The organism is Halomonas zincidurans B6 (assembly GCF_000731955.1).
Taxonomy (GTDB): Bacteria; Pseudomonadota; Gammaproteobacteria; order Pseudomonadales; family Halomonadaceae; genus Modicisalibacter; species Modicisalibacter zincidurans.
Map to the genome: position 1 here is coordinate 2,607,317 of NZ_JNCK01000001.1, position 25,116 is coordinate 2,632,432.

21 protein-coding genes and 1 tRNA gene are annotated in these 25,116 nt (G+C 61.5%); 12 read left to right on the plus strand and 10 right to left on the minus strand.

Going from position 1 to position 25,116, the window contains the following annotated elements; all coding sequences use genetic code 11:
• Position 1: 1 nt before the first annotated feature.
• Positions 2 to 454 (plus strand): YaiI/YqxD family protein, encoded by a 453-nt coding sequence (locus tag HALZIN_RS0112195; protein ID WP_031384487.1) that lies wholly within the window; start codon positions 2 to 4, stop codon positions 452 to 454.
• 202 nt (positions 455 to 656) lie between these two features.
• Here the strand turns inward: HALZIN_RS0112195 and ltrA are convergent, their stop codons facing one another.
• A complete protein-coding gene (ltrA, locus tag HALZIN_RS0112200; protein WP_051907491.1) occupies positions 657 to 1,880 on the minus strand; it encodes a group II intron reverse transcriptase/maturase in 1,224 nt (407 codons plus the stop codon).
• Positions 1,881 to 2,563: 683 nt separating this feature from the next.
• Positions 2,564 to 3,223, minus strand: coding sequence for a TRAP transporter TatT component family protein (locus HALZIN_RS0112205; protein WP_051907504.1), 660 nt, complete (start codon positions 3,221 to 3,223; stop codon positions 2,564 to 2,566).
• Positions 3,224 to 3,418: 195 nt separating this feature from the next.
• Between HALZIN_RS0112205 and greB the strand changes: the two genes are divergently transcribed.
• Positions 3,419 to 3,964 carry a transcription elongation factor GreB gene (gene greB, locus HALZIN_RS0112210; protein ID WP_084173704.1) on the plus strand — a complete coding sequence of 182 codons (546 nt, stop codon included), beginning with the start codon at positions 3,419 to 3,421 and terminating at the stop codon, positions 3,962 to 3,964.
• Between the two features lie 3 nt (positions 3,965 to 3,967).
• On the opposite strand, the gene HALZIN_RS0112215 is transcribed toward greB, so the two are convergent.
• Positions 3,968 to 4,984, minus strand: coding sequence for a class I SAM-dependent methyltransferase (locus HALZIN_RS0112215; protein WP_031384491.1), 1,017 nt, complete (start codon positions 4,982 to 4,984; stop codon positions 3,968 to 3,970).
• Positions 4,981 to 5,760, minus strand: coding sequence for a methyltransferase domain-containing protein (locus HALZIN_RS0112220; RefSeq protein ID WP_031384492.1), 780 nt, complete (start codon positions 5,758 to 5,760; stop codon positions 4,981 to 4,983). Before HALZIN_RS0112220 ends, HALZIN_RS0112215 begins: the two co-directional genes overlap by 4 nt.
• A 149-nt stretch (positions 5,761 to 5,909) precedes the next feature.
• On the opposite strand from HALZIN_RS0112220, the gene HALZIN_RS0112225 reads away from it, so the two are divergent.
• The 3 genes from HALZIN_RS0112225 to HALZIN_RS0112235 all read left to right on the plus strand — a co-directional run bounded on the left by HALZIN_RS0112225 (position 5,910) and on the right by HALZIN_RS0112235 (position 9,627).
• A complete protein-coding gene (locus tag HALZIN_RS0112225) occupies positions 5,910 to 7,994 on the plus strand; it encodes a putative bifunctional diguanylate cyclase/phosphodiesterase (protein WP_084173562.1) in 2,085 nt (694 codons plus the stop codon).
• Between the two features lie 108 nt (positions 7,995 to 8,102).
• Positions 8,103 to 8,179, plus strand: a tRNA-Arg gene (locus HALZIN_RS0112230).
• 419 nt (positions 8,180 to 8,598) lie between these two features.
• Positions 8,599 to 9,627 carry a zinc-dependent alcohol dehydrogenase family protein gene (locus tag HALZIN_RS0112235; protein WP_031384494.1) on the plus strand — a complete coding sequence of 343 codons (1,029 nt, stop codon included), beginning with the start codon at positions 8,599 to 8,601 and terminating at the stop codon, positions 9,625 to 9,627.
• Positions 9,628 to 9,702: 75 nt separating this feature from the next.
• On the opposite strand, the gene HALZIN_RS0112240 is transcribed toward HALZIN_RS0112235, so the two are convergent.
• Positions 9,703 to 10,815: a histone deacetylase family protein gene (locus tag HALZIN_RS0112240; protein ID WP_031384495.1), complete on the minus strand. Its 1,113-nt coding sequence runs from the start codon at positions 10,813 to 10,815 to the stop codon at positions 9,703 to 9,705.
• A gap of 348 nt (positions 10,816 to 11,163) precedes the next feature.
• Here HALZIN_RS0112240 and HALZIN_RS0112245 point away from each other — a divergent pair, with 348 nt between their 5' ends.
• From HALZIN_RS0112245 to HALZIN_RS0112275, 7 genes are all read left to right on the plus strand, one after another.
• Positions 11,164 to 12,105: a DnaJ C-terminal domain-containing protein gene (locus tag HALZIN_RS0112245; RefSeq protein ID WP_031384496.1), complete on the plus strand. Its 942-nt coding sequence runs from the start codon at positions 11,164 to 11,166 to the stop codon at positions 12,103 to 12,105.
• A 3-nt stretch (positions 12,106 to 12,108) separates the two neighbouring features.
• A complete protein-coding gene (locus HALZIN_RS0112250) occupies positions 12,109 to 12,423 on the plus strand; it encodes a chaperone modulator CbpM (RefSeq protein ID WP_031384497.1) in 315 nt (104 codons plus the stop codon).
• A gap of 197 nt (positions 12,424 to 12,620) precedes the next feature.
• On the plus strand, positions 12,621 to 12,953 hold the full coding sequence (locus HALZIN_RS16900) for a TSUP family transporter (RefSeq protein ID WP_475464101.1): 333 nt from the start codon (positions 12,621 to 12,623) through the stop codon (positions 12,951 to 12,953).
• Between the two features lie 37 nt (positions 12,954 to 12,990).
• Positions 12,991 to 13,374, plus strand: a complete 384-nt coding sequence (locus tag HALZIN_RS16905) for a transposase (RefSeq protein WP_084173366.1) — start codon at positions 12,991 to 12,993, stop codon at positions 13,372 to 13,374.
• A gap of 16 nt (positions 13,375 to 13,390) precedes the next feature.
• Positions 13,391 to 13,819 carry a helix-turn-helix domain-containing protein gene (locus HALZIN_RS0112265; protein WP_031384498.1) on the plus strand — a complete coding sequence of 143 codons (429 nt, stop codon included), beginning with the start codon at positions 13,391 to 13,393 and terminating at the stop codon, positions 13,817 to 13,819.
• A gap of 110 nt (positions 13,820 to 13,929) precedes the next feature.
• Positions 13,930 to 14,364 (plus strand): integrase core domain-containing protein, encoded by a 435-nt coding sequence (locus HALZIN_RS18440; RefSeq protein ID WP_422723637.1) that lies wholly within the window; start codon positions 13,930 to 13,932, stop codon positions 14,362 to 14,364.
• A gap of 15 nt (positions 14,365 to 14,379) precedes the next feature.
• Positions 14,380 to 14,760, plus strand: coding sequence for a sulfite exporter TauE/SafE family protein (locus HALZIN_RS0112275; RefSeq protein WP_084173568.1), 381 nt, complete (start codon positions 14,380 to 14,382; stop codon positions 14,758 to 14,760).
• A gap of 53 nt (positions 14,761 to 14,813) precedes the next feature.
• Here HALZIN_RS0112275 and HALZIN_RS0112280 read toward each other — a convergent pair whose 3' ends face one another.
• From HALZIN_RS0112280 to HALZIN_RS0112300, 5 genes are read right to left on the minus strand one after another with little or no spacing between them, the layout of a single operon-like run.
• A complete protein-coding gene (locus tag HALZIN_RS0112280) occupies positions 14,814 to 17,861 on the minus strand; it encodes a type III restriction-modification system endonuclease (protein ID WP_031384501.1) in 3,048 nt (1,015 codons plus the stop codon).
• Positions 17,858 to 18,919 carry a virulence RhuM family protein gene (locus tag HALZIN_RS0112285; RefSeq protein ID WP_031384502.1) on the minus strand — a complete coding sequence of 354 codons (1,062 nt, stop codon included), beginning with the start codon at positions 18,917 to 18,919 and terminating at the stop codon, positions 17,858 to 17,860. The genes HALZIN_RS0112280 and HALZIN_RS0112285 overlap by 4 nt, the downstream gene beginning before the upstream one ends.
• Positions 18,916 to 20,793, minus strand: a complete 1,878-nt coding sequence (locus tag HALZIN_RS0112290) for a site-specific DNA-methyltransferase (protein ID WP_236254990.1) — start codon at positions 20,791 to 20,793, stop codon at positions 18,916 to 18,918. Before HALZIN_RS0112290 ends, HALZIN_RS0112285 begins: the two co-directional genes overlap by 4 nt.
• A 31-nt stretch (positions 20,794 to 20,824) precedes the next feature.
• Positions 20,825 to 21,493, minus strand: a complete 669-nt coding sequence (locus HALZIN_RS0112295; RefSeq protein ID WP_031384504.1) for a DUF4391 domain-containing protein — start codon at positions 21,491 to 21,493, stop codon at positions 20,825 to 20,827.
• Complete coding sequence (locus tag HALZIN_RS0112300; RefSeq protein WP_084173570.1) at positions 21,490 to 24,861, minus strand: helicase-related protein; 3,372 nt, start codon at positions 24,859 to 24,861, stop codon at positions 21,490 to 21,492. The genes HALZIN_RS0112295 and HALZIN_RS0112300 overlap by 4 nt, the downstream gene beginning before the upstream one ends.
• Positions 24,862 to 25,116 lie beyond the last annotated feature (255 nt).

Consider the following 25,116-nt stretch of genomic DNA (forward strand, 5'->3'; position numbering starts at 1 on the left):
GATGCCCAGCCTGTGGGTCGATGCCGATGCCTGTCCGCGCGCCGCGCGGGATATATTGATTCGCGCCGCCGAACGTACTCGGACCAGCGCCTGGTTCGTCGCCAACCATCAGGTGCCGTTACCGCCTTCGCGCTGGGTCAAGCCGCTGGCGGTGGCCAGTGGCTTCGATGCCGCCGACAACGAGATCGTCCGCCGCATCGAACGCGGCGACCTGCTGATCACCGCCGACCTGCCGCTCGCCCTGGAGGCGATCGACAAGGGTGCCGAGGTCATGACCAATCGTGGCGAGGCGCTGACCCCGGACAATATCCGTGCCCGTGTGCAGATGCGCGATTTCATGGAAACTCTGCGCGCCAGCGGCGAGCACACCGGCGGCCCGAGCGGCTATGGCGATGTCGAACGCCGCGAGTTCGCCAATGCCCTGGATCGCTGGCTGGCCAGGAATCGCGGCTAGGTTAACCATGGGCAGGAAATTGTAAGAGCAAGCTCTTCGCGACCGGGTTGGTTCGGCGCCACCACTATCGGGAATAAATTCCCTCCCACAAGAGCTCACAGCCAACTGGTCTGGTTTTCGATAGGGGTCGGGAAGGCTTCGCCTCCCCGCCCTCCGAACCGTGCGTGCGGTTCTCCCGCACACGGCTCTCCAGTCGATGGTTTCAACATCGTGATTGGCTCGCTTGCTGCCAGGCTTCGGCTAGGGTGAAAAGCCCGGCAGCGGCGAAGAACCTATTGGGCCAACGTCGCGTGTCTGTTCCGGTGTTGCCACGCCCAGGGCGTTTCTCCTGCTTGCGCAGGATGGCGCGAAGCCGTCGGCGGATGAAGCCATCCAACGGCCGGAACGTTGTCCGATAGGCGTGTCGGAAGTAGCCGAACCAGCCTCTTAGCAGAGGATTGAGTGAGGCGATGATCTGCCGCAGACTCTTGCCTTCCGTCCGCCGCGTCTTGCTTCTCACCTTGTCCTTGAAGGCTCTGAGACTCTTCCTACGTACCCAGCGCTTTCCCGCCTCGAAGCGGTAGCCCAGGAAGTCGAAGCCCTCGCCGCGTTGTCGACAGTCACCGATATGGGGCTTGTCGGGGTGCAGGGTCAGGCCATTCGTCATCACCCAGTCCTGCACGTGGGCCAGGGCCTGCCGGGCCTCCTGCTCGCTGTAACAGAGGATGACAAAGTCGTCGGCATACCGCACCATGCGATAGCCGCGCTGGGTCATCTCCTGGTCCAGCGGGTGCAGGTAGAGATTCGCCAGCAAGGGGCTGATGATCGCTCCTTGCGGCGCTCCCGCGGTGGGGCTCCAGCAGTTCATCTCGCTAACGATGTCCTGCGTCAGCCAGGCACGCAGCAGTGACAACAACCGACCATCGCTGAGCCGTTCCTCAACACGGCTCATGAGGCGGTCATGCGGGATGCTGTCGAAGTAACCCTGCAGGTCGGCGTCGACCCCCCAGGTCATGCCGGCCTTGAGGCCATCATCGACGGCCCGCAAGGCGTCCTTGCAGCCTCTTCCTGGTCGGAAGCCATAGCTCATCGGCAGGAACTCGTGCTCGAGAATCGGTTCGATGACACGCTTGAGCGCCGCCTGAACGATGCGGTCCTTGACGGTAGGGATACCCAACGGGCGTGTCTTGCCGCCGCCCTTGGGGATCTCGATCCGCCGCACCGCCTGTGGGCGGTACCGCCCCGCCGCCAGGTCGGCCTGGAGCTCCTCAAGGTGGCGTCCGGACTGCGCGGCGAAGCGTGACACGCTTTGCCGATCGACCCCCGCTGCACCCTGGTTGCGGTAGACCTGTAGCCAGGCACTCGCTAGGGTCGACGAGCGGTGTACCTTGTCGATCAGGCTGAACCATTTACGTCCTTTGACGCCGTTATCCAGCGCCGCCAACATGCGGTCCGTCCAGATTGAGCGGTCAACCCCCGCCATAGCGGCGGGTGATGACGCACCTTGCTTAGTCCCACGGGGGGACACTATCGATGCTGTGCTGTTGCGTTCGCTCATCTCTGGTCGTCTCTCGCATCCATCTTCCTGCCTCCCTTCCCTCGGCACAGGTTCTGTTCTCTGCGCCTCCTGTACGGCGTCTTGGCGGTAGGCAGAGTTAGCACTCCCGCATCTCTAGATCCCTGCTTTCGCCGGGATGAGCCGTGGCCAAGGCGTGATCCGCACGCCGGTACTATGAAGGCTCTGACCCCTGGCCGCCGTCACCTCGGTGACCAGGACTCCCCGCTTATCTCGTGCACCCTTCCTGACGTTCCGCCTCCAACCACCTGGCAGGTCCCGCCGTCGCTTTAGCCGCCACCCCAGCGCGACGGGTGCGTTTCAGGCTTCGCTGTCTCCCAGCAAGCTCGCCACCTGACCCGGCCGAATCGAGTTCGTCATCCTACGGACCGCCAGTTCGCCTCCGGTTGCTCTCCACCCCGCCTCGCGGCGACGCAGTTACCTTCGACTACGGGGCCATGGCTTACCCCGACTCGGACTTCCACCGAGTTGTGTGCACGCCTTCACGGGCGCACTGGGAGCGAATTTATTCCCGATTCGCTTTGGCTGACTTATCGCGAATAAATTCGCTCCCACTATTTCTTGCCCTGGCCGAGTTCAGCCAGCAACCGGCGGATCCCCGCGCGCAGCCCCGCATCGGACGCTTCCCGCCCCGGGCGCCCGGGCGCCGCATCGGCACGCCGGGCATATTCGAGCGCCGCGGCGTCACGGCCCTGCTCGCGCAGGAAGTCGGCATAGAAATACAGCGTGTCGATGCCTTGCGGGCGAATCTCCACGGCTTTCTTGAGCAGCCGTTCGGCCTTTTCGGCATCGCCGAAGCTGACCGGCCAGCCCGGCACCCTGGCGTAGAGCGTACCCAGGGTGACATAGGCCGAGCCGTCATCGCCCCGGGGATCGAGCTCGATCGCCCTCTCCAGCGCCGCGCGCGCCTGCTTGGCCAGCCCCAGGGCACCCAGCCCGCCCTTGGCACGCGCCTGGGAGGCCAGGATGATGCCTTGCCAGGTCAGCACCCGGGCATCGTCGGCCTGACTCGTCGCCAGTCGATCGGCATCGCCGGCCAATTGCGCGAAGGCCTTTTCCTGCGCGTCTCCTTGCATCTGGTAGTTGATCTGCGCCCAGCGCTTGATCAGCGGATAGACCGGATCGGGCTGCGCCATGGCGAACCCCGCGACTCCCAGGCTCCCCAACAACATGGCGGCCAGCATGGCCGCTCCCAGCAGACGTTTACACAGCATCGTTCGACTCCTCGGCAGATCCGCCAGCGGCGGAGATACGAGCCGACCGGCTCGTGGTGCATCCTACTGCCAGCACCATAACGAACGTTTGTATGATTCTCCATGCAGTCTTCGTCGAATCCGTTACAGCTTGGCCTTCATCGCCGGGTTGCGTAGGCTGACCGGATTACCGCAACCGCCATGACGACCGATGCCATGAAAGGCCGCAACATGACGCGCTGGCGCGATCCCGCCAAGGACCCGCGCCAGGAAGCCAAGAGCAATCTGATCACCCCGGAGGGTCACGCCCGTCTCAGCGGCATCCTCGACCATCTGTCGCGGATGCGCCGCCCCGAGATCTCGGCCAAGGTCGGCGAAGCCGCCGCGCTGGGCGATCGCAGCGAGAGCGCCGACTACACCTACAACAAGAAGGAGCTCAACCGGGTCATCGCGCGCATCCGCTACCTGGGTAAACGACTCGACGAGCTGCAGGTGGTCGACCGCCTGCCGGCGGATACCGGACGCGTGTATTTCGGGGCGTTCGTGACCCTGGAAGACGAGGACGGCGACGAGCTGGCGATCCGCATCGTCGGCCACGACGAGACCGATACCGCCAAGCGCTGGATCAGCGTCGACGCGCCGCTGGCCCGCGCCCTGCTCGGCAAGGCACTCGACGACGAGGCCACCGTCGCCGCGCCGGGCGGCGAGACGCGCTACATCATCACCGCCATCGACTATCGCGATCCCGGCGCCAGCCGCTAGCCATCATCGGCGAATTGCCCGATACACGCGAAAGCGCCGGTCGTCAGCGAGAATCGAGAAGCGCCCGAAAGCCGCCTCGAGGCGATCGGGATAGGGCAGAAAGGCATTGGCCACCAGCAGCAGGCTGCCGCCGCGCTCGAGCCGCTCGGGGGCCTCGGCGATCAGCCGGGCCGCCGGGCCGTAGTCGATCGCCCGCTCCTGATGAAACGGCGGATTGCTGACGATCGCGGAAAAACGCCCATCATCGGCCAGCCCGTCGTAGACATCACTCTGAACCACCGTGCCCTGAAGCGCATTGGCGGCCAGCGTGCGTCGGGTCGCCTCCACGGCGAAGGCACTGACGTCGAGCGCGGTGACCGCGGCGCCGCGTTGCGCCAGGCTCGCGGCGATGACGCCGTCGCCGCAGCCGACATCGAGCACTCGCTCGCCGTGGCGGCCGAGTTCATGAGGCAGATGCTCGAGCAGCAGCCGGGTGCCGTCGTCGAGCTTGCCATGGCCGAACACGCCGGGGTGGCTGGCCAGCGTGAGCCCGGCCGCTTCGAAGCGTTGCCACAGCGCATCGGGATCCAGCGCGAGCGGCCCGACGCGCGTCTCGAACAGCGTGCAACGGCGCGCACTGTCGAGCTTGCGACAGCCCAGGCCCAGCGCTGCCAGCACCTTGAGCACCCGCTTGATGCCGCCCTGATTCTCGCCCACGATCTGCAGCGGGGTCCCCGCGGGCAACCCGCGACACAGCGCCAGCAGCCACCATTCGCCCAGCGCGTGGGCCTTGGGCCAGAACAGCACGGCACCCGGCGGGGTAGCGATTTCGGGCTCGAGCGAGTCATACGCGGTCAGGCCAACCGCCCGCCACTGCCGAACCAGTGTGAGATCGGCGCTCCACAACGGCCCCGGCGCCTGCGCCGTCAACCAGGGATCTGACGGCGGCGCGACCCACAGCCAGCCGCGGTAGTCGTTGAATTGACGACAGGCGTCGGCTTGGCGCTCGATCAATTGGCAGACCGGGGTCGTCGCGCTCATTTCCCATCTCCAGGGGGGGCGGGTTTGCGCAGGTGATAGAGCAGGTAGCGCCCCAGCCGCCAGTGCGGCTCGACGTCGCAATAGCGGCGTTCGAGTTCGAACAGCCGGGCCAGCGTCGCGGCGTCCGGCTCACGCTCGCGCAGGTAATCGTGAAAGACCCGGATGCCGGCGACGTGCTCGACGACCAGGCCCGCTTCGGCGAGCCAGCCGCTGATCTCGGCATGCGTCAACGGCGAGATCGGCGTCAAGCGCTGGCGCTGACCGGTGCCGGCGAGCCGATCGTCCAGCGCCTTCTGCAGGTTGCCCTTGACGACGTTGGAAAAGCGCAGCGCATCGCGATTGAAGACCATCAGCGAGAGCTGCCCGCCCGGCGCCAGCAGCCGGGAGAGCGTCGCCAGCGCCTGGCGCGGCTCGGCGAGCCATTCCAGCACCGCGTGACAGACGATCAACGGCCAGGGACCGGGCACGGCTTCGTCCAGCGCCTGCAGCGGCAACTGTCGGAATTCGATCGGCAGCCCGCCATGCGCGTCACGCGCCCGTTCGAGCATTTCGCCGGAGGGTTCGGCCAGCGTCACCGGATGGCCGCGCCGCGCCAGCCAGGCGCTCATCTGGCCCAGCCCGCCGCCGACATCCAGTGCCGGCTGGCCGCACAGCGTCAGGGTGCGCGGCAACAGCTCGTCGAGCAGCGCCAGGCGCAGCTCGCCGCGCGGCTTGCCATACAGGCTATCGGCGAACTTGTCGGTCAGGCCATCGAATATGCGGTCGCGCGCGCTCACCGTTTGCCTCTCGTCGGGGAAAGCCGCCAGTCTAGCCTCGCCATTCGCGCGGCTCTACCCGGCGTTTGAAATCATCCTCAAGTATTCGCAGCCACGGCCGATAACCCATCGATTGCCAGAGGATCGCCGGCTGCACAGGAGTACCCACCTTGGGCCCATTGCCTCCCCTGCTGGAACCCGTTGTCAAAGTGCTGGAACTGCCCGGCATCGCCATTTCGATCATCGATGGCGAGGCTGCCGGCTTCCCGGTGCTGTACGTCAATGCCGGCTTCGAGCAGCTCACCGGCCATTCCCGCCAGGAGGTACCCGTTCCGGCGTGCCGCGTTTTCGTGGCCTGCGACAACGAGACTGACATCGAGGCCTGGCTGAGCGAGGTGTTGACCAGCCGCACACCGACCCCCCATACGCTGGCGCTGTGTCGCCGCGACGGCAGCCAGTTCTGGAACGAACTGACCCTGTCGGTGACCGAGACTGCCGCCCGGCATCGCTACGTGATCGCCACCCACCGCGACGTCACCGATCAGCGCCGCCAGGGGCTCGCCAAGGCGGTCTTCGACAGCACCCATGACGGCATCATCATCACCGACGCCGAGCGGACGATCGTCGACACCAATCCGGCCTTCACCGTACTGACCGGCTACGAGCGCGCCGAGGTGATCGGCGAGAAGCCGCACATGCTGTCGTCCGGCAAGCACGACGCCACCTTCTATCAATCGCTGTTCGCCGCGGTGGACAAGCACGGCTTCTGGTCGGGCGATATCTGGAACACCCGCAAGGATGGCAGCCAGTTGATCGAGAATTCGACCATCTCGGCGGTGCGCAACGACGCCGGCGAGCTGATCAACTACGTCGGCGTGTTCCGCGACATCACCCAGCAGCGGCTCAACCAGGCGCGCCTCGAGCGCATGGCGATCTACGATCCGCTGACCGGGCTCTACAATCGCGAGCATTTCACCGTGATGCTCGAAAACCACCTGGCCGGCCTGCAATACGTCGAAAGCGGCCTGGCGGTGCTGTTCATGGATCTCGACGACTTCAAGCCGATCAACGACAGCTACGGCCATGCCGCCGGCGACGAGCTGCTGGTCGAGGTCAGCCGGCGGCTCAAGCGGCTGATGCGCAGCACCGACATCGTCGCGCGGTTCGGCGGCGACGAGTTCGTCATCGCGCTGGGCGGCATGGGCAACAGCGACAAGGCGTCCAAGGTCGGGCAAAAGATCATCGACGATCTGACCCAGCCATTACTGCTCGCCAACGGCAAGCAGGTCAACGTCTCGGTCTCGATCGGCCTGGCCTTCACCAGCGACTACCGGCAAAGCCCGCCGACCCTGATCGACAGTGCCGACCATGCCATGTACGAAGCCAAGCTCGGCGGCAAGAATCGCATCGCCAAGGCCCAGCGCTTCATCGAGTCGCGCAGCCAGGACGCCTTCCAGCGGATCCGCGAGGCCTTCGAGAACGGCGAGCTCGAACTCTACTACCAGCCGATCATCGACCTGGCGAGCAACCAGACGCACAGTTTCGAGGCGCTGGCACGCTGGCGCCACCCGCAGAAGGGGCTGCTCGGGCCGCAGCATTTCATCACCGTGATCATGCACTCCTCGCTGAGCCTGCCGTTCGGCCAGTGGCTGGTGCGCGAGGCCGGCCACATGGCCAAACGATTTCAGGATGCCGGTCACGCCACCCCGGTCAGCATCAACCTGTCGCAGGATCAGATCGAGACCGGCAGCTTTCTGCGTGCCATCGTCGAGACTCGCGATGCGCTCAAGCTGACGGTGCCTTACCTGACCATCGAGGTGCTGGAGTCGAGCCACTTCCACGACCTGGACCTGGCCTGCAGCCAGCTGCTCGAGGCGCGCTTGCTGGGAACCTCGATCGCCCTCGACGACTTCGGCGCCGGCATTTCCTCGATCACCTACGCCAATCACCTGCCGATCGATACGCTCAAGATCGATCGCAGCGCGATCAAGAATATCGACTCCCGCGAGGATCAGCGTCAGTTCGTCGGCGGCATCATCGACATGGCCCACGCCATGCAGCGCCAGGTACTGGCCGAGGGCGTGGAACGCGACCAGCAGCTGGAAAAGCTGCGCGAGCTGGGCTGCGATTTGGCACAGGGCTTCCTGTTCGGCGAGCCGATGCCGGTGACAGCATTGATCGAACGTTACCTCAGCGCGGACGCACGCCCCGCCTATCCGCTGAAAGCGGCTGCCGCCTCCGAGCGGCCCGCCTGAACGCGGCAACTCGCTCCATGCACAGAGGTTTATCTCGTGCGGTCAGGCGCTTATAATGCGCCACGTTCGGCGCACCTGACTACCGCCCAGCCAGGCCCCGCAAGCAACGCCCCTATAGCTCAGCTGGATAGAGCATCCCCCTCCTAAGGGGAAGGTCTCAGGTTCGAATCCTGATGGGGGCGCCAAGCCGCGCCGTTTCCCGCCTCCTCTCTCAAGCGCCGCGTGGCAGATCCAATTCAATCAGGGCTCGATTACCGTGACTGCGAATTCGTCTTTGCTGCAGTCGCCGCTGATGGCCAGCGTCATGTGCCCGTTGATTAAAAGGTTCATCGCATTTTGCCGGCAAATGCGGCACAGGTCATCGCGAACCAGTTCCCTCCCACCGGCGTCCCCATGCTCCAGTGGTCCATCCAGGCTGGTTTGCGTGGGAGAGAGTTTATTCCCAATAGCGGGGCCTTAACGTTTCACGCTGATCCGCGAAGAACCTAAAAAAGGAGATCGCGCTCATCAAGTTTGATGCCGGTCAATGCCTGTCGGCGCGCTACAGCCATACTCATGGTGGCAACCGGCCACGTTTCGGGCCGCCAACGGGAGTACCAGACCAATGAAAGCGCTTGTCTACGAAGGAGTGGGGCAACGAAGCTGGAAGGACAAGTCCCGTCCCGACATCGAAAAACCTACGGATGCCATCGTACGGCTGACCCATACCACCATCTGCGGAACCGACCTGCATATATTGAAAGGCGATGTCCCGGCGGTTGAAGCCGGCCGTACCCTGGGTCACGAGGGAATAGGCGTCATCGAGGAGGTGGGCGATAGCGTCAGCAGTCTCAAGCCGGGCGATCAGGTGCTTATCTCCTGCATCACCTCCTGTGGCCACTGCGACTATTGCAAGCAGGGCATGTACGCCCACTGCCGCGACGGCGGCTGGATCCTCGGCCACAAGATAGACGGCACCCAGGCCGAGTTCGTGCGCATCCCGCATGCCGACAACAGCCTTTACCGCTTGCCACCGGGGCTCGACCCGGCCGCCGCGCTGATGCTGAGCGATATCCTGCCCACCGGTCACGAGATCGGCGCGCTCAACGGCGAGGTCAAGCTCGGCGATACCATCGCCATCGTCGGTGCCGGCCCCATCGGCCTGGCCGCGCTGCTGACGTCGCGCTTCTATTCGCCGGCGCGCATCATCATGGTCGACCCCGACGAGAACCGGCTGGCCGTGGCCCGCCAGTTAGGGGCCACCGATACGGTCAGCGCCGACCCTGTAGATACGATCATGACGCTCACCGAGGGCGAAGGCGTCGATGTGGCCATGGAAGCGGTGGGCATTCCCGAGTCGTTCGATACCTGCCAGCGCATCCTGCGCCCTGGCGGAAAGCTCGCCAACATCGGCGTGCATGGCCGCAGCGTCGAGCTCCGCCTCGAGGAGCTGTGGATCAAGAACGTCACGGTCAGAACGGGACTGGTCAACACCAATACCATTGCTGTGCTGATGCGTTTTCTCGAAGCCGGCGGCATCGACGCGCAGAGCCTGATCACGCACCGCTTTGCCTTGAACGAGATCGAGCAGGCCTATGACGTGTTCTCGCGTGCCGCTTCGGAGAAGGCGATCAAGGTGTTATTGACCGCCTGATAGCGATTCGGCCTAACCCGGGCTGTTAGGCCGTTTGCATTTCCTTCGCCAATCCGCAAGGGCCTGAAGGGACCGCTACCCGCCCTGTTCTGGCGGCGAGATGAACGCATCGCGGTGAAAGGCAATGGCGTTATCGACTTCCTTGAGCCCGATCACCCCCGGCACCGGTGGCTCGAAACCCGCCAGGACCTTGAGCACGCTTCTGGCCCCTTGCGCCAGGGAAGTCAGGTTGTACCCGCCCTCCAGCACGAAGACCAGGTGGCCCTCGCAGTGACGCCGGGCCAGTTCCTGAAGGATGCCGGTCATGGCACCAAATCCTTCGTAGGAAACGCTGAGCGACAGATCGTTCCAGTGCGGATCGAATCCCGCCGAGACGAGAATCAGGTCGGGCTGGAACCAATCGGCGGCAGGCAAGAGGATGTCGTTGAAGGCCTTGATGTAAGCGGTGTCACCGGCGCCGGCTGGCATCGGCACGTTAACCGTCGCGCCCTCCCCCAGCCCGCCACCGATGTCTTCCAGATTGCCCGATCCCGGGAAGAAGGGAGCGGCCCGGTGAATGTCGAAAAACAGCACACTGGGATCGGCCCAGAATATCTCCTGGGTTCCATTGCCATGATGGGCATCCCAGTCGACGATCAATACCCGCGAGCAGCCGAGCGCGGCCCTGGCATGTGCAGCGGCTACCGCGACGTTGTTGAACAGACAGAAGCCCCGGGCGCGAACCGACTCGGCATGATGCCCGGGTGGGCGAATCAGGGCAAAAGCCGACTCCGCGCGTCCCGCCATGACCGCTTCCACGGCCGCCACGGCGGTACCGGCGGCCACTTCCGCCGCTTCGATACTGCCGGGCGAGACCGCGGTCGTATCGACATCGAGCCAGGCCTTCTTGCCACGCAGCTGATAAATGGATTCCAGATAGCCGGTCGTATGCACCCGGCTGAGCTGCTCGTGGGTGGCCTGGGCGCCCGACTCATAGCGCACGCCGGCGACCGGGTCATGCTCGAGCAGTTCAAGGATTGCGGTCAGCCGACCGGGATGTTCGGGATACTTCCAGGCCACTCCCAGCCCTTCCAGAATCTCCCGCAGGCGCTTGTCCATGCGCTGGGAAAGAAAGGCCCCATGGCCGTCAGGCTGGTGCGCCAGTACCCGGTCGTCATAAAAAGCCAGAACACTATTCCTATCAGCCACGTTGCCCCCTCGGTCTGCAGCTTGCCGGGTAACTTCGCGTTCCACCGAAGCCACCGTTTGTACGCCTCAGGCGGCACGGCTCACAGTTGCAGTCATGATAGCCATTATCCAGCGCCCTTCGACATTTAGCCTGCAGTCGACAAATATCGCCAGCGACTATCCTGAGCAGACTTCCAGGCCGTTCTCGATAAGCGCAGAATTATTAATTATGGTCAAAGTCATGCCTGGCAACGCGCGTTAAAAAAACAGCGGTGGCTTGTTTACCTGAAGGGAGCGGCAGCTGGCCGGGCCGTGAACCATCGCCCTTTGGGCCGGGCCGTCCCGGCCCCTCTAGCATGGAGCGATTTCGTGGAATTCAAGGATTATTACCAGACGCTGGGTGTCGACAAGACCGCGACCATCCCCGACATCAAGAAGGCCTACCGCAAGCTGGCGCGCAAGTATCACCCCGACATCAGCAAGGAGCCCGACGCCGCGCTGCGCATGCAGGAAATCAACGAAGCCAAGGCGGTGCTGACGGATCCCGAAAAGAGAGCGGCCTACGACCAGCTTGGCGAACGCTACAGTACGGGGCAGGAGTTCCGCCCGCCCCCCGACTGGGACGCCGGTTTCGAATTCTCGGGCAGCGGCTTCGATGAAGCCGACCTGGGCGAGTTCAGCGATTTCTTCGCCAACCTGTTCGGCCACGCCGGGCGGGGCCGTGGAACCCGCAGCCAACGGGGTTACCAGATGCGTGGCGAGGATCGGCACGCCAGAATTTTCGTCGACCTGAACGATAGCTACCACGGCGCGACGCGAACCGTGACACTGCATGTACCACAGACCGATCCGCAGGGGCATGTCTCGCTGCAGCAGCACACTCTCAATGTGCGTATTCCCAAAGGCATCAAGGAAGGCCAGCATATCCGCCTCGCCGGTCAGGGACATCCCGGCGTCGGCGGCGGAGCACCGGGCGACCTTTACCTGGAAATCCACTTTACGCCGAACCCCGATTACCGGGTGGAAGGCAAGGATGTCTTCGCGACGCTTCGGGTTGCACCCTGGGAGGCGGCCCTCGGCATCGCCATCGATGTCCCCACACCGGCCGGCCAGGTCCACCTGAAGGTCCCCAAGGGCTCGCAGGGAGGGCGCAAGCTACGCCTGAAGGGGCGTGGCATTCCGGATTCAGAGCCCGGCGATCTGTATTTCGTCCTCGAAGTGGTACTCCCGCCGGCCAATACCGACAAGGCACGCCAGCTCTACGAGAACATGGCGCGTGACATGCCGTTCAATCCGCGTCAGACGAGGTGACCCATGGCCGAACACAACGCAATCAAAGGTGTGGTTCTCGACGAGGCCAGCCTGACACTGGAAGAGTTCGCGCACGCCTGCGCCGTCGAACGTCAATGGGTGGTGGAACGGGTCGAGAGCGGCATGCTCGGTGACGGCACGCGCTATGTCGCCCAGTGGCGCTTCAGCAGTCGCGACCTGACCCGGGCCCGGCGCCTGCGCCAGATGGAGGCCGACTTCGATGCCGTGCCGGAGCTGGCCGCCCTGGTGGCCGACCTGTTTGAAGAGGTGGATCGCCTGAGAGGTCGCCTCCGGGCCGCCGGATTGAAACCCGAGTGAGAGCCGGAACGGGCTGGCTAACGGAACATCCGCTGATCACAATGCAGACAGACGGGATTGCCAGTCACTCGCTAGCGGAAAACACATGAACAGCCGAACGAGCCTTACTCCCGGCGCGACTCTCTCATGAGCGTTGAAACATCGCCGTCATCACCTGCGCTTACCTGCTGGCGGCCTTCGTCAAAGGGGCGACCGGGCTGGGGTTCTCGACATCCGCGTTGCCGATCCTGACTCTCGGGCTGGGCCTCAAGTCCGCCATGCCGCTGGTCATCATCCCCTCGCTGATCAGCAACGCCCTCGTCATGGTTCAGGCCGGGCACTTTCGGGAAACCGCCCGGCGCTTCTGGCCGATGTTCGTCGCCACCGTCCCCGGCGTACTGCTCGGCCTGGCCGTGCTCGACCTCATCGACAGCCTAGTCGCCGGAGCCATTCTGGGGGTGGTGCTGATCGGCTATGGCACTTTTACGCTGTTTCGTCCGTCGCGACCCCTGTGTATCAACCTGAATCCATACACCGGCTCAGTGAGTTAAGCTCACTATCAGAGCCCGAGGTTCAGGAGCCCGTATCATGCCTAAACCGCCAACCGAGCTGCCCGACCATCAGGTCACGCCGAATCCCAAGCTCGAGAAGCGCACACGTCGTCAGTTCTCGACCGAGTACAAGCTGCGCATCCTGGCGGAAGCCGATGCCTGCCGGCATGGCGAACTCGGCGAGCTGTTGCGCCGCGAAAAGCTGTACAGCAGCCAGCTGACCACCTGGCGCCAAGAGCTTGCCGAGAACGGCGTGGAGAAGCTCCACAAGACCGCCCCGGGGCCGACCCCGAGCAAGACCCCGGAGCAGAAGCGCATCGAGGCACTGGAGCGTGAGAACGCCCGTCTTCAGCAGAGGCTCTCGACCGCCGAAGATTGCCTGTCGCTCCAAAAAAAGCGTTATCGATGCTCGATCGCATGAACACTGGGAGCGAACCATGATCACGGTGCTCGACGAGCGCCCGGCGCAGCTCCCGCTGGCCATGGCCTGTCGAGCCTTGGGCATCAACCGCAGCACAGTGTACGCCTGGCGAAAACGCCGCCATGCGCCGTCTACCGGGGCCTCTACGTCGCGCCGGCACTGTCCGCAACCCAGAGCGCTATCGGCCGAGGAGCGCGCGCAGCTGCTTGAGATCGCGCACAGCGAGCCCTACCGGGATCAGCCGGTCATGGCCGTCAGGCTGGTGCGCCAGTACCCGGTCGTCATAAAAAGCCAGAACACTATTCCTATCAGCCACGTTGCCCCCTCGGTCTGCAGCTTGCCGGGTAACTTCGCGTTCCACCGAAGCCACCGTTTGTACGCCTCAGGCGGCACGGCTCACAGTTGCAGTCATGATAGCCATTATCCAGCGCCCTTCGACATTTAGCCTGCAGTCGACAAATATCGCCAGCGACTATCCTGAGCAGACTTCCAGGCCGTTCTCGATAAGCGCAGAATTATTAATTATGGTCAAAGTCATGCCTGGCAACGCGCCGGGTGAGTAATGACAACCCGTTCAGCGAAAGCCAGTTCAAGACCAGCAAGTACCAGCCCGACTATCCCGGGCGCTTCGAGAGCATCGTCCATGCCCGGCAGTGGTACCGCGCCTATGTCGACTGGTACAACCTGCAGCACCCTCACAGCGGGCGGGCTGGCTTCACCCCGGAGCAGGTCTTCACCGGCCGATATCGCGAGATTGCGGAGGTCCGTCAGCGAGCGCTCGATGACAGCTTCGAGGCGCACCCCGAGCGATTCCTACGCGGACGCCCCAAGGTGGCGATGCCACCGGCCAGTGTCTCGATCAATCCGGTACAGCCCGATGACGACGACCCGGCCCCCTACAGCGTGGTGAACTTCCCGACACTGGCGGCGGCAAGCGGCAGCGCGACGAAATCGACACTAATTTTTAACGATCTGTCCGAATCAGGTTGACAGGTTCCACGACCGATCCCGCCCAGCCTCGCTCGCACGCTTGCGCCGCTTGCCGGCTTTGTCACCGGCGTGATCAATGGCATGACCGGCTCGCAGGTGATGCCGGTGCTGCCCTTCTTGCTCGCGCTGCGACTCGACCCCCGGCGCTTCATCCAGACGATCAACATCTCCTTCAGCCTGTCGAGCATCGTGATGGCGCTGGGCCTGTCGACGCTCGGGCTGATGACCCTGGAGACGCTCTGGATATCCCTGGCCGGGTTGATACCGGTTTACCTGGGGACCCGGATCGGCGGCTTGGTGCGTCAGCGCATGAACGCGGAGACCTTTCGCACGGTGATTCTGCTGATGCTGATCGTCTTCGGCGTGGTGCTGGTTGGAAAGTCCACCCTGCTATAGCGCCCATTGCCCGGCAAGAGGCAAGGGCGACGCGCGGAAATTGCTTACTTCGTTTATCTCACCAGATCCATCAGCTTGTCATAGGAATTCACCACATCGTACTTCACTGTCGCCGTGGCAATCGTGTCGAAGAATTCCGTGGCGCACTTGATCTTGGCCTGCTCGATTTCGCGCAGCTCCAGCGATGACATGCTGCCCTTGGTCTCGGCCACGAAGTAGACATGCTTGACGTCATTTTCGCTGAAGGCGATGGCCCAGTCAGGGTTGTAGTTGCCCACTGGCGTCGGGATGAAGAAGCTTTTCGGCAGCTTGGCGTAGACCACCACCTCCTTGCCAGTGTCGAGCTCTTCGACGAAGTCCCGCTCGATCCTGGAATCGGTCACCACGTAGTCGAAGACGTGGCGGTTGGCCTTGTAGGCTCGATCCAGCTGGTTCTCCGACTTCTCGAGAGTGAAGATTTCCCGACTGTGCTGCTCGTTGAGCGGGTCATAGCTGATGTGCTCGACCACCATGCTGGCCTTCTGCTCGTTGATCAGCCTGGCGGCCTGGGCCATGAAGTCCTCGGGGTTCATCTGGTACTGCTTGAAGGTCTTCGGCTGAACCTTGGAGAGAATCGTCGCCACGGTGCGCCGCGTCAGCTGCGTGGCCTCGGCCAAGCGGCCGATCAGGTCGTACTGGACTGCCGAATGCAGCGTTCCGTTATACTTGACACGCTCGCTCTCGTTGACGGTGAAGGCCTGCCCGCTGGTCAGGTCCTGGTAGCTGGCTTCCGCCTTCTGGCTGCCGCGCTCTACATGATACTCCAGACGTTTTACTTTGAGCTTCAGGTCCAGATAGCCCACGCACTTCTCAATCAGCTCGTCAGAGTCGAAGCTGACGGAGTAGGCCGCCTTGCGGTTGATGCGCTCCCAGAGCTGCTGAAATTCTTTCTTGTGGAAGTTGTCATTGAGCGGGTTCAACTTTGCCTTGCGGCCATCCTCGATGTGCGGCAACTGGGCGTTGCTGAAGACGCTGTCGATCAGCTGGAAGATCTGCTTTGCATGAGGCTGCAGCGGCTCCGGCAGCTCGGCCAAGGTGGCGTTCTCCTTAGCCTGGTGGTAGGCCTCGGTGATGTGGTCTGCGCTATCCGTATAGTCGTGCTTGAGTAAGTAACGATAGATCTCCTTGGCCATGGCCGGCGTGACCTCGATCTCGCCGTCATTCGACACGAGCAGCTTGCCGGTAAAGTAGGCCTCATCGGCGACCCGTGGGCGTTCAGAGAGCTCGTTGCTGATGTCGCGCTGCAAGGCGCTGACGAAGTCCTTGTAGCTCTCGCTGGCGACCACCGTCAGCTCATTGATGTCGTGCGCCGTCAGCGGATCGTCCATGCGCTCCCCCAACTGGTTGACCGCCAGACGCAGGCCACGTCCGACCTCCTGACGCCGGGAGATGGAGTTATCGCTGTGCTTCAGCGTGCAGATGACGAACACGTTGGGATTGTCCCAGCCCTCCCGCAGTGCGGAGTGGGAGAAGATGAAGCGCGTGGGCTCCTCGAAGGAGAGCAGGCGTTCCTTGTCCTTCAGGATCAAATCGTAGGCATCGACATCGTCCGTCTCGGTGGAACGCGCCTTGGTTCTGGGGTCGACGAGGCGCTTGGACTTCTTGTCGATGGAGAAGTAGCCGTTGTGGGTGCTTGATGCGCTGATGCCCTTCAGGTAGCGATTGTACGCGCTATCCTCCAGAGTCAGCACCTGATTGAGCTGGCGGTTGTACTCCTCCTCGAAGATCCGGGCGTACTCACCCAGCACTTCACCGCCCTCATCGTACTGGCGATACTTGGCCACCTCATCGATGAAGAACAGCGTGAGCACCTTGACGCCTTGGGAGAACAGCCGTTGCTCCTTCTTGAAGTGCGCCTTGACCGCCTCGCGGATCTGGATCTGGCGCAGCGCCTTCTCGGTGACGTCGACGGTCACCTCTCCGGCGGTGAGCTCGACGCCGTTGGTGAAGCTGAGCTGGTCTACGCGAGCGTCAATATCCGAGACGACGAACCCCTTGTACTGATCCAGCCCACCCGATAGCTCATGTAAGTTGTCGCCCTTGCCCAGCTTGCGGCGTTTGCGCTTCACGCCGCTGGCCGACTTTTCCTCGTACTCGACCCATGCGACAGGGGGCTTGTTCTTGGCCGTCTCGATGTTCTCCAGATAGAGGTAGGCATCGGTGCCAGTGAGGCCCTTGGTGGTGACGCCATGCACCGAGATCTTCTTCACCAGCTTCTGGTTGTAGGCGTCCAGGGCGTCCAGGCGGTGGATCTTGTTGTAGGTCGTTTTATGGGTGGCCGAGTAGCGCACGATGAACAGGGGGCTGAACTCGCTCAGTGAGCCGAGCGTCTTGCCCCCTTCCATCTTCTGCGGCTCATCGAGGAACAGGATCGGCCGGTTGGCCTTGATGACATCAATGGGGCGCCGCGACTGAAAATCGTCCAGTTCATCGTAGATGCGGCGGTTATCGGCGCCACGGGAGTTGAAGGCCTGCACGTTGATGACCATCACGCTGATGCCGGCATCCGAGGAGAAGCTCTCCAGGTTGTGCAGCTGCTTCGAGTTGTATATGAAGAAGCGCGCCTTCTCCCCGTAGCTTTCCAGGAAGTGGTCGGCGGTGATCTGCAGCGATTTGTACACCCCCTCGCGAATGGCGATGCTCGGCACCACCACGATGAACTTGCTCCAGCCGTAGCGCTGCTTCAGCTCGAACATGCTCTTCAGGTAGACGTAGGTCTTGCCGGTGCCGGTCTCCATCTCCACGTCCAGGTTGTAGGGGCAGCCGGTCTTGTCGTCCTTCTTCAGGCCGTCGGAGAGCGGCAGGTTCTGGCGGCGCTGCACGGTCCGGATGTTGTTCAGCAGCTCAAGCTCCGTCAGCTCCAGCGCGGCGTTCTTGAAACCGGCATCGTCGGGGTCTGGCAAGGCGTACATGTCACGCTGCATCGGCTGCGCCAGGGGGGCGGTCTCGCCCGGATCGATGCGATAGTGGATACCGCTGCTGAAGGGCTGGCCAGTAAAGCAATCCGCCAGCGCCTCGACGGCCCTTGTCTGGTATTGCTGAGTCTTGAACTTGAGCTTCATGACGTTTCACCCTCCCCGCCTTGCTCCGTATCACCATCCTTGAGAATGCGGTCAAAATCGCTCTCGAATAGACGATCCTGCAAGATGCGAAACTTTTCGAATTCGCTTTCCGCAAACGCCTTGGCGAGCTTGGCGGTTACCTTCCCGCTATCCTGCAACACCTCACGATCATCGAATTCCAGGAACATATCCAAACGCTTCGCCCAATCCTCCATCGTCATGGGGATGTTGCGGCGAGCGCGCTCCTCGGCAAGATCCAGGTAGGCATTGACGATTCGCCCCAGCGACTCCAACTCCTGCTGCGTCAGGTAGTTCTTGGCAATCGCCACATCCGTCTTGACCACCTTGCCAGCCGGCGCGTTACCCCATGAGGTAAGGCCCATGTGCGGCTTGTCGCTATCTGCCCTGGCCTGGATTAGCTCGGCAGCGGTATGGCCGTGGATGGCAAAATGGAGCTTGTTCTGAACCTTGGCAAAAAAGGCCTTGGTCGTAGGCGCTGCGGGGTTGTAATCCACACTGGTGGTGTAGATATCGGTGATCTTCTGATAAAAGCGCCGTTCACTGAGCCGAATCTCTCGAATCTCGGCCAGCAGATGCTCGAAGTAGTCTTCCCCCAGGAAGCTGCCGTTTTCCATCCGCTGCTTGTCAATGACATAGCCCCTGACAGCAAACTGCTTGAGCACCTGGGTTGCCCACTGCCGGAACTGTGTGGCGCGGATCGAGTTGACCCGGTAACCGACCGAAATAATGGCATCCAGATTGTAGTGCTCCAGCGTGCGAGTGACCTCACGCGGCCCTTCCTGCTGAACCGTTCGGAATTTCCTAACGGTTGCCTCCTGGGTGAGCTCCTCCTCACGATAAATATTCTTGAGGTGCTCATTGATCGTCGGCTTGGTGACCCCGAAAAGCTCGGCGATGAGTTTCTGCGAGAGCCAGATAGTGCCATTCTCGTAGCGGGCCTCTATGCTTTGCTCCCCACTCTGCCCGGTGAAGATGAGGAACTCCGCTGTGCTGTTGCGAATCAACCGGCCACCTTGTGGATGCTTATCCTGGGTCATAGCACCTTCACCTCAGTATTGGGCGACTTCTGGGCGAAGATCTGCTCGACGTTGATCTTGACGCTGTCGCTGGTAAAGCCGGCATCGCGGAACACCACGCGCAGCGGCTCGTACTCGGCGAGCTGCTTGACGAATGCCTCGTCGATATCCAGATCGAAGCAGGCGGCCAGCGCCATATGCTTCTCGGCCCCGTCGACGAAGAAGACAGTTTTTCCGTCAATGTCCTGGCGGGAGATGGGAAGCGACAAGTCTACCCCCCAGTCCAGCAAGATCTGGAAGAGCAGGTCTTCTGAACTCCGGCCCTCGCGGATATTATCAACATTTTCAGACAACAGGTCTTGAGAGAGCACGTCAGGTCTGTAATAGACATCTTCAAGATTAGAGCTGTCGACTTTTAATACACGAAAGCCGACATCAAGGGGACTTCCATGCAGACCAGTTTCATTCTGGATTTCATTTCCAGCACGGCGGATACGCTCTTTACCAATGTCTGCTATCGTAGCCATTCCTAGATTTTGAGCAGCTTTTCCATGTGGCTTTGTATTATCAATGGGCTCAGGCATTTGAATCATGATAAATGGACCAGGGCTCATTGAAGCTAGACGAGCGTGCGCTGTTGAGCAAGAGCCAGCGAAAAAATCGAGACATAAGTCGTCAGGTTGCAGGCCTGCAACCTGAAACATTCTGTCTATTAGCTTCAGTGGCTTTGCTGTGTCAAAGGGAGCGACTCCATTGAACAACCCTTTTAGCTCACTTGCCGCAGAGCGGGTATTCCCAACATCTTCGCTAAACCAAATTGTCTCTGGTGCTCGGCCAGATTGATCTTCCAAGTAAATCTTTCTAATTATCCGCGACTCATCAGTTGAGAAAACGATCTCACCATCTTGAATCTTTTTCTTGATTGTTGCTTTTTTCCACCGCCAGCCATTTTCTGGCGGATCTATAGTCTTTTCTGATGGAGTGACAATAGGGAAAATTAAGTTTGGTCGATAAAGGGCATTCCTTACATCCCCGGCGCGCCATGGGCCCCTTGGATCGTCATCAGGGTTGGAGTAATTCTTATTATCTTTTTCGGTGCGCTCTAAAGGTTGCACAACATACTCATCTGACCTGCTATAACATAAAATATGATTGTGGTGGACTGAGAACAGTTGCGTATATCCTTTTGGTTGCACGCTATGCTGCCAAACAATGTTTGCTACTAAATTGTTTTCACCAAACACCTCATCGCAAATATGCCGCAAGCTCGACGACTCACAATCATCGATACTGATAAAAATCACGCCATCTGGTCTAAGGAGGTTTCGAGCCAACCTGATGCGAGAATGCATCATTGTTAGCCAATCAGAATGAAAACGGCCATTGGTCTCTGTGTTCGCAGTTAACCGGCATCCAAAATCGTCATTCTGACTAGAGCGACTCAAATATTCAGCAGCACCTTCTGAGAAATCATCATCATATATAAAATCGTTGCCGGTGTTGTATGGAGGATCAATATATATCATCTTGACCTTCCCAAGATAGGTCTCCTGAAGAAGCTTTAGGGCCTCAAGATTATCCCCTTCGATGAAAAGGTTCTTAGTGGTGTCGAAATCCACACTCTCTTCCCGACTGGGGCGAAGCGTCTTGGCAATCGGCGAATTGGCCGCCAGCAGGGCTTCCCGCTTGCCGGGCCAGTTGAGGTGATAGCGTTCCTGTGGCCCTTCGACGATATGATCGGAGAGCTCCTGGCGCAGCTGGTCGAAGTCGATGGCTTGCTTCACCCGCCCCTGCTCATCCCGCGCTTCGGTGACGCAGCTAGGGAACAGCTCGGCCAGCTTGGCGATGTTGGCCTCGGTGAGGTTGGGGGAGTGCATCTTCAGCTTGTCCATCATGTCGCGTGTCTCCAGACTCCTGCGGTCGTATTCAGATGTCATAGGCAGCAATTTTCTCGCGTATCGAGCGCAGTTCGGCGTTGATCTCGACCTTACGGTTGAACTGTTTCTCGCGGTACAGGCGCTTCTCAAGGGTGGCGGCATCCTTCTTGAGGGCTTCCAGGGCCCTCAGGCGTTCCAGCTGATCCGGCAAGGCTTCGCCTTGACGTGCCGGTTCAGGAAGCAGGCTGCGCAGCAGCTGCTGGTAGAGCTGCTTCAGGTCGATGGCCGTGGGCAGCGGCTGCCGGGGCGTCTCGACTGGCAGCCAGTCGCTGCTGGCGTAGTGGTCATCATGCACCCATTTGCTGGGGTCGGCCTGGCTGGGCCGCTTGTAGGCGGCGGTGACACGGATGCCGTGGGTGCCGTATAGCTCGAACAGGATCGGAAAGGGAATGGCGCGGTCGATGGCCCGCAGCACGTCTCGGTGCAGGTCATCGCCCTTGAGGGTGATCACGAAGACCTGCAGTTCCGGCACCTCTTGGGTACCTGGCAGGTTGAGCGTGCTATGAGCCAGCTTGGCATGCCAGGTGATCTGGGCGACGTCGTCCCGCAGGTGCTCCCTGAGCTTGGCGGTGGCTCGCACATGCGCCAGGATGCGCTGCTTGGCGACCACACGGCCGAGCAACGTCTTGGCAGGGTACTGGTAGAGCGGTGCCGTCATGCTTCTTTCTCGCTTTCCCCGCTGGCCGCATGGCGCTCCGTGCTCGTGTCTATGTTTATGGCCGAGCCCGCCTCACGAATGACGATGAAGGTGATCAGCTCGAAGTCGTCGAGACCTGCGATGGTATCGACCAGCGCCGTGGTTTCGCCGCCGCTGAACAGGCTGTCGATGTCCTTGTCTTCCTTCACCTCGATCATCGAGCGGATGGCTTCATCCAGTAGCGCCGAATAGGCGTGCATCTCCCTGCCGTCCTGGGTTTCCTCGTTGAAGGGGCGATAGACGGCTTCGACGGGATCGCTCACCCCCTTGCATGCAGTGCGTGCCAGGTCGAGCAGGCGCTTGACCTCGGTGTAGTCGCTGATCACCTCGCCGGTGTGGCTGATGTAGACCAGGTAGAAGGGGTGCAGGCGGTTCTGCTGCTGTAGGCCGCTTCCTTGGTGACCTACCCGCTGATTGAGATTGCGCAGGGTGAAGATGGCCCCAGGCTGCAGGCCTTTCTCTGGGCGAGCCGGCACGACGGTATGCAGCCCGTTGGGAATATGGCTCAGGTCGCCGTTCTCCTTCATGTAGCCCAGCAGGTCCATGCGAAACTCGTTCAGGCCCAGGTCAGTGATCGACACGCCGGACTTGAGGTCCTCCATCTCCACCACTTCATCCTGCAGGCGACGCAGCTGCTCGCGACGGTAGGCGACGTCGTTGGATTGGGCGTTGAGCACGTTGTCGTCCCCGGTGGCGGTGACGTCGGCGATCACCATGCGGTTCTCGACGCGCTCCTTGAGGTTGATGTACTCGTCCAGGCTGATGTCCGGCCAGTAGTTGACCAGCTGGATGCTGGCGTTGGGCGAGCCGATGCGGTCGATGCGCCCGAAGCGCTGGATGATGCGCACCGGGTTCCAGTGGATGTCGTAGTTGATCAGAGTGTCGCAGTCCTGCAGGTTCTGGCCTTCCGAGATGCAGTCGGTCCCGATCAGGATGTCCAGCTCGCGGGGTTCATTGGGGTACACCACGGCCTTGCTCTTGGCCTGCGGGGCGAACAGCGTCAGCAGGCCCTGGAAGTCGTAGTGCTGGCGACTATTGGGCATGGCCCCAATCGTCGATTTCGGGGCGTCGCTGCCGGTAACCAGGCCGGTGTGCACACCCTGGCTCTCCAGCAATACAGGCGCCAGATTGTCGTAGAGGTACTTGGCGGTATCCGCGAAGGCGGTGAAGATCAGCACCTTGCGGTTGCCCGGATTAATCGGCGAGGCCAGCTTGCTGGCGATCTGGGTCTTGAGGTGCTGCAGCTTGGCATCGTCGGCCGGGGTGACCTTGGCCATTTCCTCCAGCAGCAGCTCGACCCACACCAGGTCGGTGCTCAGGTCATGCTCCCAGGACGGCAGATCCATGTCCTCCAGGCTGATCTGGATCTTCTTGCCCACCGTGGTATCGCCCGGCATGGGGATGCTGTCGTCATCGGGGTCGGCGTCTTCGAAGGACGCGGTGATGTCCGCGAAGCTCTCCGAACGGCCGGTCTGTTTGAAGGCCGCAATCTTATCCAGAATGATCTGGTAGCTATTCTGCAACCCCTCCAGGGTCAGGCGAAACGCCGCCACCGAGCTCTCCAGGCGCTTGAGCAGGTTGGTCGTCATCAGGGCCTGCAGGCTCTTCTCTCGGTCCACCTGCTTGAAGCTACCGCCTCCACTGGACACTTCGGTGTCGTACATCTCCTCGTACTTCTTGAGGCGGCTGGGCAAGATGTAGCTGATCGGGGCGTAGACGGAGAGCTTGAGCTGGGAGAGCTGCTGGAAGATCTCGTTGAAGCCGATCACGCCGGGTCGGTGAGTGAGCGGGCAGTGAAACGAGAGCGGCCTGCGGCGCTCCGGGAAGCTGCCGATATCGCTGGTGTCGTAGAAGGTTTCGATATGCCGGCGTGAGCGGGCGATGGTGACGCTGTCCAACAGCTCGAAGAAGTCGAAATCCAGCGCCTGCAGGATGGCGCCCGTGGTGCGCTTCCCCGGCGGGAGCGCCGACCACTCGTTGAAGGTGGCCTGAGCGCGGCGGAAGATGCCCTCGATATCCTTGGCACCGCTCAGGTGGCGAGTCAGGTTCTCGGCCTCGCCTTCATAGGCCAAGGCCAGCTGGTTCTTCAGATCAGTGAAGCGGTTGTTGACCGGAGTGGCCGAGAGCATAAGCACCTTGGTCTTCACCCCGGCACGGATGACCTGATTCATCAGTTTCTGGTAGCGCGTCTCGCGATCCTTGTAGACGTCGTTGTTGCGAAAGTTGTGCGACTCGTCGATCACCACCAGATCGTAGTTGCCCCAGTTGACGCGATCCAGCGGCATGCCGAAGGATTCCCCGCGGGTGCGCTGCAGGTCGGTATGACAGAGCACATCGTAATTCAGGCGGTCCTGGGCCAGCACGTTGGTGGTCAGGTTGCGGTTGTAGGTCAGCCAGTTGTCGGCGAGCTTCTTGGGGCACAGCACCAACACGGAGCGGTTGCGCAGCTCGTAGTACTTGATGACCGCCAAGGCGGTGAAGGTCTTCCCGAGCCCCACGCTGTCGGCCAGGATGCAGCCGTTGTAGGTCTCCAGCTTGTTGATAACACCAGTGGCCGCGTCGCGCTGGAAGTTGAACAGCTTCTGCCAGATGACGCTGTCCTGGTAGCCGGTGCGGTCGTTGGGCAGCACGTCCTCGCTTAAGTCTTCCAGGAACTCATGGAAGATGTGGTAGAGCATCAGGAAGTAGATCCGCTCCGGTGGGTTTTCCCGGTAGACCGAAGCGATATGCTCGCGCAGCCGTTCGGTGACGTCCCCGAGCTTCTCCTCGTCCTGCCACAGCTGATCGAAGAGAGCCATGAACTGAGACGTGTGGGCTGGCTCGCTGAAGCGAGTGACGAAGTTGGAGACCGCGTTGCCCTGCTGGTAACCCAGATCCATCGCCGTGAAGCCCTGCAGCGGCATATAGACCGTATCGCCGCCTGGGGCCGCGACGCCGGCAAAGGGCTGCATGGCGGCCTGGCCCCGGTTGGAGCGGAAGCGGGCCTTGCGACGCATCCAATCGGCGCATTCGCGGGCGATGGCCCGCTGGGTCAGCTTGTTCTTGAGCTGAATCTCGAATTCGCTGCCGTGGACACTGCGCTCACGCTCCGCCTTGGGGATGTGGAACTCGCGGTGCTCCTTGCGAAACTTGTCGCTCGCCTGGTCCGGCACGAAGGTGGGTGAGGTGAAGATGAACTCGATCGACTCCAGCGCCTCCAATTCATCCTTGAGCGCCTCGTAGGCGTAGATCGAAAAGCAGGAGGCAGCAACCTTGAGTCGCGCACCGGGCCGCAGGGTGTCCTTCAAGTCGTCGCCGAGCAGCTGACTGACGTTGTCGATGATCTCCATGGCACGGCTCCCCTGCGGTTCCCTGGCCGCCTGTGGGCGGTCTCGTCATTGTGGTTGAGCACAAGACTCAAGCTTATATCAAGGGCTTAGCATCATGAAACGCAGCGGTTCATTTCTTCTCGCCCGATGCGGATATCCTGAAACCAGCTTAAATGGCTCGAGCATATAACTGCACATAACTTATAAAAAGTTAAGTTTATATTCTTTCATACTTTGCTTCTGGCACGATGAGCCAGAATACTCGACGATGGGAGC